The organism is Alteromonas sp. KUL49 (assembly GCF_006538345.1).
Taxonomy (GTDB): Bacteria; Pseudomonadota; Gammaproteobacteria; order Enterobacterales; family Alteromonadaceae; genus Alteromonas.
Window position 1 is genome coordinate 300,459 of record NZ_BJKL01000006.1, and the last position, 14,444, is coordinate 314,902.

13 protein-coding genes and 1 pseudogene are annotated in these 14,444 nt (G+C 44.9%); 5 read left to right on the plus strand and 9 right to left on the minus strand.

The features are described 5' to 3' along the window. Nucleotides 1-45: 45 nt before the first annotated feature. Together EYS00_RS12785 and EYS00_RS12790 are read left to right on the plus strand one after the other, a co-directional pair. Complete coding sequence (locus tag EYS00_RS12785; RefSeq protein ID WP_165399376.1) at nt 46-672, plus strand: DUF2796 domain-containing protein; 627 nt, start codon at nt 46-48, stop codon at nt 670-672. After that, nucleotides 672-1,088 (plus strand): MerC domain-containing protein, encoded by a 417-nt coding sequence (locus EYS00_RS12790; RefSeq protein WP_130637180.1) that lies wholly within the window; start codon nt 672-674, stop codon nt 1,086-1,088. Before EYS00_RS12785 ends, EYS00_RS12790 begins: the two co-directional genes overlap by 1 nt. Here EYS00_RS12790 and EYS00_RS12795 read toward each other — a convergent pair. The 3 genes and pseudogenes from EYS00_RS12795 to EYS00_RS21280 form a co-directional block, all read right to left on the minus strand. Next, a complete protein-coding gene (locus EYS00_RS12795; RefSeq protein ID WP_130637183.1) occupies nt 1,085-1,744 on the minus strand; it encodes a DUF3299 domain-containing protein in 660 nt (219 codons plus the stop codon). The genes EYS00_RS12790 and EYS00_RS12795 overlap by 4 nt on opposite strands. A 21-nt stretch (nt 1,745-1,765) precedes the next feature. Further along, nucleotides 1,766-2,221, minus strand: a complete 456-nt coding sequence (locus EYS00_RS12800; RefSeq protein ID WP_130637186.1) for a hypothetical protein — start codon at nt 2,219-2,221, stop codon at nt 1,766-1,768. A 3-nt stretch (nt 2,222-2,224) separates the two neighbouring features. Next, nucleotides 2,225-2,811: pseudogene (locus EYS00_RS21280) on the minus strand (DUF3299 domain-containing protein). 87 nt (nt 2,812-2,898) lie between these two features. On the opposite strand from EYS00_RS21280, the gene EYS00_RS12810 reads away from it, so the two are divergent. Beyond that, complete coding sequence (locus tag EYS00_RS12810) at nt 2,899-3,609, plus strand: ABC transporter ATP-binding protein (RefSeq protein ID WP_130637188.1); 711 nt, start codon at nt 2,899-2,901, stop codon at nt 3,607-3,609. 2 nt (nt 3,610-3,611) lie between these two features. Then, on the plus strand, nt 3,612-4,844 hold the full coding sequence (locus tag EYS00_RS12815; RefSeq protein ID WP_130637190.1) for an ABC transporter permease: 1,233 nt from the start codon (nt 3,612-3,614) through the stop codon (nt 4,842-4,844). 41 nt (nt 4,845-4,885) lie between these two features. Here the strand turns inward: EYS00_RS12815 and EYS00_RS12820 are convergent, their stop codons facing one another. Further along, entirely contained in the window at nt 4,886-5,206 is a 321-nt protein-coding gene (locus EYS00_RS12820; RefSeq protein WP_130637192.1) for a helix-turn-helix domain-containing protein, read from the minus strand. A gap of 7 nt (nt 5,207-5,213) precedes the next feature. Continuing rightward, nucleotides 5,214-5,645 (minus strand): hypothetical protein, encoded by a 432-nt coding sequence (locus tag EYS00_RS12825; protein ID WP_130637194.1) that lies wholly within the window; start codon nt 5,643-5,645, stop codon nt 5,214-5,216. Between the two features lie 310 nt (nt 5,646-5,955). On the opposite strand from EYS00_RS12825, the gene EYS00_RS12830 reads away from it, so the two are divergent. Further along, complete coding sequence (locus tag EYS00_RS12830) at nt 5,956-7,908, plus strand: alpha/beta fold hydrolase (protein WP_130637196.1); 1,953 nt, start codon at nt 5,956-5,958, stop codon at nt 7,906-7,908. Between the two features lie 20 nt (nt 7,909-7,928). On the opposite strand, the gene EYS00_RS12835 is transcribed toward EYS00_RS12830, so the two are convergent. The 4 genes from EYS00_RS12835 to araA all read right to left on the minus strand — a co-directional run bounded on the left by EYS00_RS12835 (nt 7,929) and on the right by araA (nt 14,419). Then, nucleotides 7,929-9,428, minus strand: coding sequence for a Na+/H+ antiporter NhaC family protein (locus EYS00_RS12835; RefSeq protein WP_130637198.1), 1,500 nt, complete (start codon nt 9,426-9,428; stop codon nt 7,929-7,931). A 98-nt stretch (nt 9,429-9,526) separates the two neighbouring features. Beyond that, nucleotides 9,527-11,461, minus strand: a complete 1,935-nt coding sequence (locus EYS00_RS12840; RefSeq protein WP_130637200.1) for a TonB-dependent siderophore receptor — start codon at nt 11,459-11,461, stop codon at nt 9,527-9,529. A gap of 234 nt (nt 11,462-11,695) precedes the next feature. Continuing rightward, nucleotides 11,696-12,913, minus strand: coding sequence for a hypothetical protein (locus tag EYS00_RS12845; protein WP_130637202.1), 1,218 nt, complete (start codon nt 12,911-12,913; stop codon nt 11,696-11,698). A gap of 3 nt (nt 12,914-12,916) precedes the next feature. Continuing rightward, the gene (gene araA / locus EYS00_RS12850; protein ID WP_130637204.1) at nt 12,917-14,419 is read right to left on the minus strand and encodes an L-arabinose isomerase; all 1,503 of its coding nucleotides are present in this window, start codon (nt 14,417-14,419) and stop codon (nt 12,917-12,919) included. Nucleotides 14,420-14,444 lie beyond the last annotated feature (25 nt).

Below are 14,444 nucleotides of genomic sequence, written 5' to 3' on the forward strand. Positions count from 1 at the left end.
TGACGGGATATAACAAATGAATAAAAAACTTTATTAGCGATGACGATGATTTTCGCAAGCACAGCCCATAGTCAGTCTCATGTGCACGACCAAGGAACCTTGTTCATTGGGCAAGACAGCAACACCTGGACGTTTCAATTTGTGCTTCCTGCTGCCAATGGTTTTGGATTTGAACACTTACCTGAGAGCCAAAGTGACTTAGATGCTGTAAATGCGTTCATTAGCAAGATATCAGAGCACGCGAACAGTCTTACACTACCTAGCAGTTGCGAATTAGCTTCTTTTTCTGAGAGTTTTAGTGAAACGTATGTCATAGCCGTGGAAAATGAACACGAACATCATGACGACCATGATGAACACGAGCATCACGACGACCATGATGAACACGAGCATCACGACGACCATGATGAACACGAGCATCACGATGACCATGATGAACACGAGCATCACGACGACCATGATGACCATGAAGGACACAGCGAGAGTACTCACAACGATCTGACGTTTCAGTATGTTTTAGAGTGTAGTGATGATTCACCCGAGTTTTCTGTCACCTTATTTGAAAATGCACTTAACCTTCATGACATCACAGCACAGTGGATCACCGAGACAGGTCAAGGTGCAATCGAGCTCACACCACAACGCAATCAACTTAACTTTGGGAGTAATTAATGCCACAAAACAATGACAAGTCACGGTTTTCTGCCGACCACGCAGCGGTCGCGCTTTCAGTGCTATGTACACTGCACTGCTTACTGTTACCTGTGCTCTTGATTCTTGTTCCCACAGGATCGTTCTTTTTATTCTTGAGCGATGAGTCGTTTCATGCGTGGATTCTTGTTGCAGTGCTGCCAATTAGCTTGTTAGCCGTCACCTCTGGTTACCTTCATCACAAGCGCTTGTCTACCCTAGCCTTGTGCTTGTTTGGCATTGCTCTTCTCGTAGTATCCGCCGCGGTTGGTCACGATTTATTTGGCCATGAGGGAGAAATTGCCGTCACAATAATGGGGTCAGTGTTAATTGCTGCCGGTCATATCAGGAACATTCGCTTAAAGCGTGCGGCTAACGAAGCGGTGAATACCAATTAATGGCTGCGGAAATCGTCCGGGCTCCCAACGAAGGGACGAATCGAAACGGTATCTAATTGGTACGCTGCCGTTCCCATAGGATCTTCAAACATACCTTGTGAAAACAAGCCACTCACAAGGTATGCCTTTTCTAACTCAAAGTCAGTAAATCCTGGTGCTAGCTTAGTGAAAACCATTTGATTAGGCGGCGGAGGCGGAAAGTGAATACACGCGCCAAAGTAAGGCACGATGAACACGATTTCAGGGCTTTGGTCTTCATGAAAGCTAATAGGCACAATAAACCCAGCCATGGCTACGGCAGCGCCATTGTAGGTATCTAACGTATTGGTGGAGTACATTGCTGCTTGGTAGTTCTGGTCTGACGCCGCCTGAATCGAACGAAGGATGTTATTGGTAACATCTTCTACAGTGTTGGCAGACGAGCGGGTTTGGTATTGAGATAACGCGTCCCGCTCTGCGTCAGGCAAGAGCGCTTGCCACTGTAACTCAATGGTTGATTGAGATTCAAATGAACGAACTAGACTGCTGTCGGGTGTCGAATAGACAAGATGCCTAGCATCAAAGCGCTGCTTTAAATAAACGGCGACGGGTTGAGCCGCCATACCAAGCAGGGCGAAGGCAACAACAACCAGTGTTATCTTTACGCCCAGTCGCATATGAATTAGCGCTCGCCTCGTTTACCCTTCAGTGGTTAGATAAACCCGTTGCACATACAAATAAGGATAACCGTTCAAACGCGCTTTAGCGGTTACCTCGATGTGATGCTCACCAGGTGTAGTTACCTCATAGTCCAACGCATATGAACCATTGTTAGCTACTAGTTCCTCGGACTGTGCCGCACCCAGGGTTAGTCCTGCGCTTGACGTAAAGATAAGAGATACATCTTGATACTCACCAGGTAGGCTGTATTTGATATCAAGCACGTTTGCGTCGTTAACTTCAGCAACAATGTTCTCAGCAAATTCCAGTTTAATTTGCTGAGGTTCTACACGCTGTTTTCTCACTAGCGGGTGGCTTCCACCAATACCAAAAGCACCAAACATAGCATTACCATGGTACTCACAAGCAATGGCTTGAGAAAAAGGCAGTGCAAGCAACAAGGCTAGGCCTACTACACTTATTTTCTTCATCATGTTTTATCCCTCGTATGGATAATGATTTGCTACTGAAATGGCATATGCTGCACTTCCAATAGCATTATCTGTTTGCTCTATCGAAACTTTACCTTCAAACCAGAATGGCGCTTCCAATTCTTCAACGGCAATACCTTCTTTTACTTGGGCATACACCATTTGGTTCGGTGGAGGTGGCGGTAAGTGAAGGCACGCGCCAAAATATGGCACGATAAAAAACTCAGTTACCTTTGTTCTTCGTTCGATTCTAATGGAACAATGAACCCGGGTATTTTTACCGTTTCACCGTCAAATTCAGCTACAACTCTGCTTGATTTTAAGGCTGAGAAATAACGGGTTGCCGCCTCATCTTCAGTTTGCAACGCTCCCATTTGATCAAGGGAGTCCTGCGCTGAACCGTCAGCTATATTCAATACGGACTCGGGCGGGTTTAGCAAAGCATCAAGATCATCTTGAGGCATAAGCTCAATCCACTCGATTAGTCGATACTCTGTATTCTCAGCATACACTAACGCCGATAATGTACTCATTAAAAGTACAAATACTGCTATACACGCTCTATTGATTCTTTGCATACAAACTGAGGTCATTCACCATCCACAATTGAAATATGTTATAACATACACGGCTTAGTTAAAAAAATATGATTTCGATTAAAACCGCTAGGAGACGCTGAGTTGCATAATTACGCCATTGAAATTGACAACGTGTGTCACAGTTACGGAAAGAGCCCCCAAGCAACGACATTTCGTTTACCACAATGGCATGTGGAAAAGGGCGACAAAGTATTTCTTCACGGCAACTCGGGTTCTGGTAAATCAACCTTATTGAATTTGTTGTCGGGTGTTCTTGCGCCGCAAAGTGGTAACATTAAACTACTCGGAAACAACACTACCGCGCTTTCAAACGCCAAAAGGGATTTATTCCGCGCACAACATATTGGCGTGGTGTTTCAAACCTTCAACTTGATTCCCTATCTTTCCGTTAAGGGTAACATAGAACTCGCCGTGCACTTTGCTAAGGGTAGCACCAAAGGTGCGAAAGCTGATGTGACGCAAAGAATGCTGAGTTTACTCGATACCTTAAAGCTAAGTGCAGATATTCTAGAGCGCCCGGTAAAGCAATTGAGTATTGGCCAACAACAGCGTGTTGCCATTGTTCGCGCACTTATCAATACACCAGAAATACTTTTGGTGGACGAGCCCACCTCAGCGCTAGATGCTTCCGCCCGTGATGCCTTTATGGAAGAGCTGATGAGTACCGCTACAGCGACTCAAACCACAATGATATTTGTAAGCCACGACCAAGCACTGAGCGCTTTTTTCTCTAATCACACTGATATCCAAGCCATTGCTACATTGAGCAATGGTGCTCAAGGAGGGGCGTAGTCATGTTGCTTTCACTCGCCAAGCAGAGTCTGCTTAGCCGTAAGAAAACGGTTTTTCTTACCTTTATGTCACTGACGATCAGTATGCTTGTTCTCTTTGGTGTTGAGCATATTCGACTGCAAGCCAAGGAAAGCTTCAACCGCACCATTTCGGGTACTGACCTGATTGTTGGTGCACCCAGCGGACAGCTTAATCTACTGCTTTATTCAGTATTTCGCATAGGTTCGCCCACTAACAATATAAAATACGCGTCTTATGAGCGTTTGGAAAATCACGCTTTAGTAAATTGGGCTATCCCTATGTCTTTAGGTGATTCACACAAAGGCTTTAGGGTACTGGGTACAACCAACGCCTATTTTGAACACTTTAAATACGGTACCAAAGAGCCACTAGTATTTGCGGATGGACAACCTTTTGAGACATTATTTAATACCGTACTTGGTGCAGATGTAGCCCGAGAGTTAGGTTATAAGCTGGGTGACGATATTGTCATTGCTCACGGTATCGGCAATACCAGTTTTCAGAACCATACTGACTCTCCGTTTAAGGTCACTGGCATACTTGAACCTACCGGGACACCCGTAGACAAAACCGTTCACGTAAGCCTTGAAGCGATTGAGGCAATTCACTTGCCTCCCCACAAAGTAAAAGCTCTGGTAGAAAACCCGCAAGCGTTTCCTTTGGAAATCGACAGTGTTACTGCGGTCCTCTTAGGGCTTAAAACCAAGTTTGCTACCTTTACCTTACAAAGAGAGGTAAACAACGATCCAAAAGACCGCTTAATGGCCGTATTGCCTGGCGTTGCGTTAAGTGAACTATGGAAGCTTGTGGGTAATGTTGAAGGGCTGTTGAGAGCTATTGCAGGCATGGTACTTATTTCTGCCCTCTTTGGTTTGTCTACCATGCTCTTGGCTTCAATGAATGAACGACAAACGGAAATTGCCGTGCTGCGTATTCTGGGCGCAGGCCCTTATAAAATAGCCGCACTCATCGTGGTTGAAGCGCTACTTATGTCAGCCGCGGCTATGGTCACGGCATTAGGAGTGCTGTCACTCAGCTTAATGGTTCTCAAAAAATGGCTAGCCGCAGAGTTTGGCCTATTTTTGAGCGCCAATGTGCTATCACAAGAACAGTTTGTGATCATGATACTGGTGATGACCGCCAGCTTAGTGACTTCACTTATTCCGAGCTTTGAAGCCTATAAATCATCATTGCATCAGCGGCTGTCGAAATAACAATCAAGGACATGGCGGGAACCTGCCATGTCCCTGAATATTTAGACGTTGATTGCAACACCAAAGCCTCCAGCAAAACCGATAAGCAAAGCGATAAGAATCACCAGCATGTTCACCCATTTTCCTTTGGGTGATGCTGTTTGGTGAGCCTCGCCTTCATGTATGTACGGAACTAGCTTGAGCGTTCGCAATTCCACTTCCAACACACTCGATATCGCTTGCAGGGTGTCAGCGGAACAATTGCCGTAATTCTCAGCGCGTTGTACCGTGCGCAGACTCAACCCACAGGCATCTGCCATGTGCTGCTGAGTCCACCCTTTGTCTTGCCGCAATCCTTTTATTTTTTGTGCGTTAACTTCCATAGTTACGCTACTTCTCAACAAACAAACGAACGATTTGCACCGCCATGGTTCCTGCGCCATAGCCCGCAAGCACGTACAAGATCAATTTCGAGAATAACGAGCGTGCGGACATGCCTTTGATGTAGCCCTTAGACTGTTCATCTAAAACTTTCCTACCCTTCATCAGCTTACATGCCACAGTGCCAGTGAGCACATTTTCCATACTTATTACGATGGTATATTCAGTATCGTTAACAACTACACCGTGCTTACCTTCAAAGCCGAACAAGTTTCTGCGATTAGATATTATTTCGTCGTTGAGAAACACCGTTTCTCTGCCTGACCATGCACTGCCAAATACAGCGATATGGTTGCCATCGATTTCAAAATAAAACCAATAACCATTGGTGAGTGAAATAGTCTCAAGTTGTTTGTCTTGTTGGTGTGAATAAGTTGCCATGAGAATCTTCCTTATGGGTAGCACCCAATATTATGGGCATGAGTTAATGTTCAGCCTCATCATGGCTATCTAACACTGGCTAATATACGTCTTGCCTATGACAGTCTCAATATTGTCACGTGACAGCACACTGTCACATAGCATAACTCTTTGAATAGTAAATACATGTCATTTCACCAGATTCCTATGAAGACATGAGTAAATTTGTACTAATTACTAAAACTGAAACGTTTTGCCACACTTTTTTAGCCGGTTTTTTGTATATAAATGCTACAGTAATTCCGCTAACGACAGCTTTTAGGAAATAACAATGAAAAAACTCGGATTACTCAGCCTTATGGTGTTGTTTAGTTCTGCGTCCCTCGCCGACGTAGTAACTCGCACTGCCAATAATGGCAATCTAGTAATGGAAGATGTACCTGAAATTCCTCAACAAATTGTTGAAGAACTCAACCGCTATCAAAATGTAAGATCTGCGCCTTTTCGTGGTTTTACCGCGTCAGCAGAGAGCATTTATGTGTCTACCCGATTCGGCGATGTGAGCCAAATACACCGCGTAGATATGGCAGGCGGTGCTCGCCACCAGCTAACGTTTTTTGAAGAACCTGTGGGCGGTGTAAACCGTCGCCCTAATTCTGACAACCTCGCATTTACCATGGATGCGGGTGGTAGTGAATATGCACAGATTTTCATTCTGGATACCCAGTCAGGTGAAAGCACCATGCTCACTGATGGCCAATCTAGAAATGGCGCTATGGTGTGGAACGAAGACGGTACCTTACTGGCTTTTCAAAGTACTCGTCGCAATGGATCGTCTAACGATATTTGGATGATGTCTCCTGAATCACCAGAGGAAGCATCAATCGCACTTGAATCCACCGATGGCAGCTGGTGGGGACCAGTGTCGTTTTCTGAAGACAATAAGTACCTCATTGCTCAGCAATATATCAGTGCCTCTGACTCAAGAATTTACTTGGTTGATTTAGCGTCAAAAGAGAAAACCTTGCTCGCTGGTGGTGGCGACACACCTTCCGTCAACTTTGGTCTGAGCTTCTCTGGCGACGACAAAGGGCTTTTCTTTATTACCAACCAATACAGCGAATTTAACCAGCTGGCGTATAAAACGTTCGATAGTGATGACGTGACTATTGTAACCGAAGATATCAACTGGAATGTTGATGAGTTTGCCATTTCAAATGCTGGTGATCGCGCTGTTTTCGCATTAAACGAAGACGGCCTAAACGTGCTTTACTTGCTTGATACTAAAACCTTTGCGTACGAAAAAGTACAAGGTCTTCCCGTGGGGCTCGTAGGTAGCCTTGAATTTAGTGATGATGATAGTAAGTTAGGACTTACTTTAAATACAGCGCAATCGCCGAGCGATAGCTTTGTTCTTGCACTAAATGACAACCCACTTAAACACGGTGACATGACCCGCTGGACCTTCAGTGAGGTGGGTGGCTTAGACACGTCAACCTTCTCTGAGCCTGAGCTTATTCGCTTTGAAAGCTTTGACGAACGCTCTATTCCTGCGTTTGTATACAAGCCGAATAAAGAAGGCAAACTCCCAGTAATCATTAGTATTCACGGCGGTCCAGAATCACAGTTTAGACCAGCGTTTCGCAGCACCTTCCAACTATGGATGGACAAGCTAGGCGCAGCGGTTATTGCACCAAACGTTCGAGGCTCTTCTGGTTATGGTAAGGAATACATCAATCTAGATAACGGCTTTAAACGAGAGGATTCGGTAAAAGATATCGGTGCCCTACTCGATTGGATTAAAACCCAGCCCGATCTTGATGAAAATCGCGTAGCTGTATTTGGTGGTTCATACGGTGGATACATGGTGCTAGCCAGCGCAGTTCACTACAGCGACAGACTAAAAGCTGCAGTAGATATTGTGGGTATCTCTAACTTTGTGACCTTCTTAGAGAACACCAAGTCTTATCGCCGCGACCTTCGTCGTGTTGAATATGGCGACGAACGAGACCCTGCCATGCGCGAGCATTTAGAGGCCATTAGCCCCAACAACAACGTAGAGAAAATCAACGTACCTATGTTTGTAGTGCAAGGTGAAAACGACCCTCGCGTCCCTGTCACCGAGGCCGTTCAGATTGTTGAAGCACTGCGTGAGAACGGCAAACCTGTGTGGTATATGAATGCCCTCAACGAAGGCCACGGGTATCGCAAAAAAGAGAACCGCGATATTTATACCCAAGCCGTAGTTTTGTTTTTGAAGAGTTTTTGTAACGACTATTTTTAGAGCAGCACCAGTGTGCTGCTCTAATGCTTGTGATCCACATATCTAGACATAAAAAAGAAAACAGCCACTTGAAACAGCAAGGCTGCTGCAAAGATCAAAGAGCTATCAGCAACACCTGCCACCATAAAGCACGCCAGCGCTATAACCCCATTGGTGAGTGCATAGGGAAGTTGGGTACGAACATGTTCGAACTGATCACATTCCGCCCCTGTAGACGATAAAATTGTGGTTTCTGAAATTGGCGAACAGTGATCACCGAACAACCCGCCAGATAGCACTGCGCCAATGGCCACCAACATGGGTGAGTCTATTGCTATAGCGGTTGGAATAACAATAGGCATTAAGATAGCAAATGTTCCCCAAGACGACCCCGTTGCAAAAGAGATAATTCCAGCAACAATGAAAACAGCAGCGGGTAACAACCAGCTTGGAAAGCCAGCTTGTGCAAGTTCAGCAATGTATGCAGCAGTACCAAGTTCTTTACCCACAGCACTTAACGTCCATGCAAGCACAAGCATAACGGCTACTGACATCATACCCGACATACCTTTTAAATAGAGCTCTACATTGTCTTTAAACTTACGCACACCATAAAACGCCATTAGCCCCATCAAGGTGATGGCTGCAAAAAAATACCCTGACGACAATGCGGCGCGAAAAACTGATCCTGAGACCCTTTCGAAAGGAAAACCTTGTGGTACCAGCATAAGCAGCATCACAAGTAACATGACAGCTAGAGGTAAAAATACAAAGCTCGCTTTCGCGTTGGGGTGAGTAAATACCCGAGATGTGCCGTCAGACTTAGCTAAGTTCTCACCAGAAACCACCGATGCCTCTGCCCTCGCCATGGGACCAAAATCCATGCGAAATAAAGCAATCAGCGGTACCACACCCACCGCTAAAATGGCATAGAACTGATAAGGAATGGCACCAATAAATGCATCCCAATCGCTCATGGCATAATCCGTGGCGTCAAATTCCTTTTGCATAATGCCCATGATATACACTCCCCAACCAATGAAGGGGATCATGATTGCCACTGGCGAAGATGTTGAATCAATGATAAACGCGAGTTTTTGGCGAGACATTTTCAGCTTGTCGAACAACGGGCGGAAGACAGGCCCGACGATCAGAGGAGTACCTAAATCTGAAAAGAAAATGACAATACCACCGGCCCATGCTGCAAGGCTTGCTTGAAGTTTATTCTTCACCCACTTAACCATACTGGACGCAAACGCATTTCCGCCACCAGACTGCTCTACTAACAAAACAAAACCACCAATGAAAACTAGCAGAACAATAACACCAGCGTTGTAACTGTCTGTGACTTGAGGAACGATGTAGCCACTTATCAAACGTCCGAAAGCATCCAAAGGGCCAACATCGACAAACAAGCCCTCGATCATGGCCACGCCTGAAACAACACCAGCAAATAGGCCAATCACAACATTACGAGTGTATAACGACAAAAGAAGCGTTATAAAAATGGGAATAAGAGAGGTATAACTGGGGGCTTCCACTGCACTATCCAATTGAATTCAAAAAACAAACTTGACATCAATTGTTTTAAATATCAATTAAATAGTCCGACCTTCATATAAAGATCAATATTAAGCTGTTAGAAGTCCACCGCTACGTTTATAAACACCGATCGAGAATGTGATTGTGGATACGAATTGACTGAACGTTGCCCCATTTCAGGAAACCAAACATCCTCATCGAATACATTATCTATGAATAGCGAAGCGCGAACATCTTTCAGGCTTTCACTGTTAAACCACTCACCTAAGTCAGCTAGCACATTCACACTCACCAGATTAAACGCATCGGCAGGTGGGTTAACGACTACCACATTGACGCCCGGCATTTCCTCTAACTTGCTCGAAGCCCCAAAATAGCTTGCCCATACGCTGGCAGTAACACCGGCATCTGAATTGTAGCTCAGCCCAACTTTAATCATTTGATTAGGCGCAATCATTACATCAGTGTGACCTTGGTCATCCTCATTTTTCTGATAGCTTGCGTTGCCATTGAGTTGCAGTTTAGGCGTTATCTCCCAACGCCCTTCCAGCTCAATGCCCTCATAGATGATCTCTTGCGGTAAGTTTACAAAAAAGGTCGTTCCATCAATACGCCGCCGCCCAATGAGGTCTGAGCTTTCGCTGTGATATAGGGTTGTTGAAACTGTGGCATTTTTCTGCGTGTAAGTTAGCTGTGCTTCTGCGGTAGTAATATTTTCTGGCTTTAAATTCATGTCACCGCGTAAAAAGCCTGAGGAAAAGTTAAGCTCCGCTCCGTAAGGTGACCGAAAAGCGTCAGCATATAAAAGTTTACCCGACCAATGCTGATTGAATTTATGTACTAACGCAAAACGAGGCGAGGTGTGAGCACTTTGCCCCTCTGGTTTGTTGTGCTGCAAACCTGCGGTTAATCGTGTGTTGTCAGAAATGTAATAGTCTACCTGTCCATAGATACTGTTCCGTAAGGTGTTTATTTCGCCGCCGCGAATATCTAAATCACCTTTTATATGATCCTCTACTGCACCAAGTACGACCGATGTTCTATCATTAATTCGCCCATTTACGGTAATTTCGTACATGTAACCAAACGATGAATACGACACTGCCGTTGGGCTAATAATGGTCATATCAACATTGTTATAGGTTGCATTGATGGTTGATGACCAGTCGTCATTGAAACTGTGTTTGTATCCAAGGTTTATATAGTTGCGTTGATGGGTCCACTCATCTAAGCCATTCCAGTTAAAAGCGCCGCTAATATTGGGAAGTTGAATTTCACTGAACATGCCTTCAACTGAAAAGCGCTTATAACTTCCATCGATTCTGCCAAAATATCCCTCTCGGTAAAGAGTGGTTTCACCGAAGGTATTGGTGGTGTCAAAAGCGCCAAGTGTTGCACCGTCCTCGTTGAGTAATTTAACCTGAGCATTGATTTGTGCATATTCAGACGAATGTCCCGTGCTTACATCCACAGAGCGGTATCCAAAGCTACCAACAACACCTTCAATACCTACATCAAAACTTGAAGATGCTGTTTTAGTAATAATATTAATCGTGCCATTAAACGCATTACTGCCATACAGCACCGAACCAGGTCCCCGAATAACCTCGATTCGCTCAATTGCACTCACAGGGAACAACAAATTGATATCCGTTTGGCGACCGCCGTTCTGCGACTCTCGAAGGGGGCGTCCGTTGATAAGGTAGAGCACGTGATTGTTTAAGTGCTGAGTTGCACCAGCTCGCATTGTACTTCCATTGCTGCTCAATGCGAGAGAATCGAAAATGTAATAATTGGGTATTCTTAATAGAATGTCTCGCAAATTGCGTGCACCAAAGCGCAAGATATCCTCAGACGTTATAACACTCACCACGCCGGGAGCATCTTCAATAAGCTCTTCTTTTTTCGAAACAGTAACAATTTTAACGGTTAGAAGTTCTTCCAACGACATTTCAAATAAATCACTGGCTTCAGCGGCATTGGCTTTATCGAAGGTAAGAATCAGCAATAACACTAAAAGGAATTTATGCATGCATACACAAGCGAGCGCGAGACAATAATTTAGTATATTGCCCAAACAGATAAGCCGCCACTCGATGCGAGCGACTTATGTACTTTTTTTGCGACAAATAAGTGCGGATATAGAATTTGAAAGGTGTAGGATGAAACGAAGTATTAGTAAAAGAAGTGGTATTTGTAATATAAAAAATTGAACTTAGCAGGAAAGATAGCTACCAAGCATCGCCAAGCAGCTATCTGTAAAAGGTTATGGCATGCGAATGAAGATTTCTCCGTCTTCACCACCAACAACAAAGCTAACGCCAATATCTCCTGAACTGACTGACTTATGAGGATATTGGAACTTAACTTCTACAGCTTGACTGCCAGGAGGGTTGTAGTAAACCACGCCATTCTCAAATGAACGGTAGACAATTCCAGTGCTCAAAACCGCCATATCTCCATTGGGCTGCCCCAACTTTACGCTCCACTCTGGATACCAGTCATGCATATGGTCAGGTGTTGGCATTGGGTTATAATCAGCAAACAGCACGTAGCCATCACTATGAGTTAATCCTAAGGTTGTCACCCTCCTCATGGAGCGTACGTCCCCTCTTAACCCCCAAGCTTCTAGCGCATTTACCGTTGGATGACGGAAGTTGGATTCAAAGTACTCGAGCGCTTTTGCCATCGACTCCCACGAACACAACTTGGTCTTATTTTGTGGCATGCGTCCGTTTGGGCCACACTCCATGAAAGCACCATTAATGTAGTCCTTGTACATTTCACCATCATTAATATCATCGTGAATATTAACGGTAAGCAGAGCCTCATCACCAATATACTCACGCACAAGCTTTACAATGGGTAAATAACCACTCCAATCCAGCATTACACCATCATATACACCAGACTCAATCACAGCACGCGCTTGCTCGCCGATTCTGTGTTGAAAAGCTTCATGCTTGTAGTTCAGCATATAGTAAGGCTCGGGACCACCGTCCCAACCTGCGACTCTTTGACCTTCCTCGTTTCTCAGCCAAAAATCGCTATCTTCTGGTAGGTAGCTACCCGGCGCGTCTCTCCACCGCACTTCAAACAGGGTTACCATGTGTGGATTTTTACTAAGCATGTAACGCAGATTCTCTTGTGCAACGTTGAGAGAATTCTCCGTAAACGAGGTAGCCAAACCAGGAAATTCATGGTCCCAATTCAAGCCAATTGCCAGCTTGGTATCAAAGCCGAGTTGGCTAACTGGTTCTTCCCACAGTAAATTATGCTTTGCGGCGTTATCCAGAAATGCTTGGTGAGTTTCAGCGGGATATTGAGACGGCATATCCAAAGGGTTCCAAGCTTGGAAAACCGCTGGATAGTTTTTTAGTGCTACTCTTTCCTCTAATGAGAGTGTTTGCTCGTCCGCGCATCCGCTAGTACAAACAGTCAATAGCAGAGCCGTGTATAACTTGGATTTAAGCGAACCAAACATAATTTAGCACCCTTGCTGAGTATGATAGTAGACAGCGTTGTTGCGAAGACATTGCTTAAATGATGGCAAGTTAGTTTCATTGTCGATAACTACAAGCTCTACGCCAACCATTTCAGCAAAGTCACTTAACTGACTGATACTCACACCTTGCGTGTATGCACTGTGATGAGCACCGCCTGCGTATATCCACGCTGCACCTGCAACCTCTAGCGAAGGCTGGGGTTTCCACAATGCGGTTGCGACCGGTAGATTAGGCAATGGCTCTGGTGGCTCAATCGTATCAACAAGGTTTGCGATGATTCTGAATCGGTTACCCATATCGATGGTTGACACATTCATTGCTGGTCCTGTAGCTCCAGCGAAAAGTAATCTTGCAATGTCCTTTTTAATACCGATGGTGTGCTTGGCTACCACTGCAGAAGGCTTTTCTGACGCAATGCTCGGACATACTTCTAACATATGGGCTCCCAACACAAGGTCTTGTTCGCCGAAGTGGTAGGTATAGTCCTCCATAAACGAAGTGCCTCCCTTTTTCCCAAGACTCATCTTCTTAAAAATTCTGACCATTGCAGCAGTTTTCCAATCTCCCTCACCGCCATAACCAAACCCCTTACTCATGAGTCGTTGGGTTGCTAAGCCAGGTAGTCCTGTCAAACCAGTGAGGTTCTCAAAGCAGTTAGTAAATGCACCAAAGCCACCTTCTGTAAGAAAGGTCTCCATAGCGATCTCTAATCTCGCTTCGTTGCGCAAAGCATTGACCTGCTCAGAGTCTGCAAGCACTTCCTCATCGATTTGATAGTCTGTTTTATATAATGCGACCAACTCATCAATTTGTGACTCACTAACTTCCGCACACTGAGCTTCTAGGTCACCCGTACTGTAAGCGTGAACTTCTATACCCAGCTTTATTTGTGCCTCGACTTTGTCGCCTTCAGTAACGGCCACTTGGCGCATATTGTCGCCGAATCTAGCAACCTTAAGATTTTGTGCTTCATTGAAACCTATGGCCGCTCGAGCCCAGTCATCAATTTGCAGGCGCACTTTCTCGGTATCCCAGTGGCCTACAACGACTTTTCGGTCCTGCCTCAAGCGAGTACCAATGTGTCCAAACTCTCTATCGCCGTGTGCACTCTGGTGTAGATTCATGTAGTGCATATTTATATCTGACCAAGGAAGACCCGCGTTAAACTGGGTGTGCAGATGCATGTAAGGTTTTTGAAGAGATTTGAGCCCTCCAATCCACATTTTTGCTGGGGAAAAGGTATGCATCCAAAGCATAAGTCCAATACAGTTTTCTGACACATTGGCCTGATTACACACATCCTTGATTTCTTTAGGACCTGTTACAACTCCCTTGCTAACGATTTTCACCGATATTGCATTATCGTCATCAAAGCTTTGCGCCATTTCTTGGCTATTTTTTGCAACTTGCTCCAAAACACCTGGGCCGTACAAGTGTTGCGAACCCGTAACCAACCAAATTTCTTTTTCACCAAAAATTTTCATAAGAATACCTTTTACTAATTCTCTC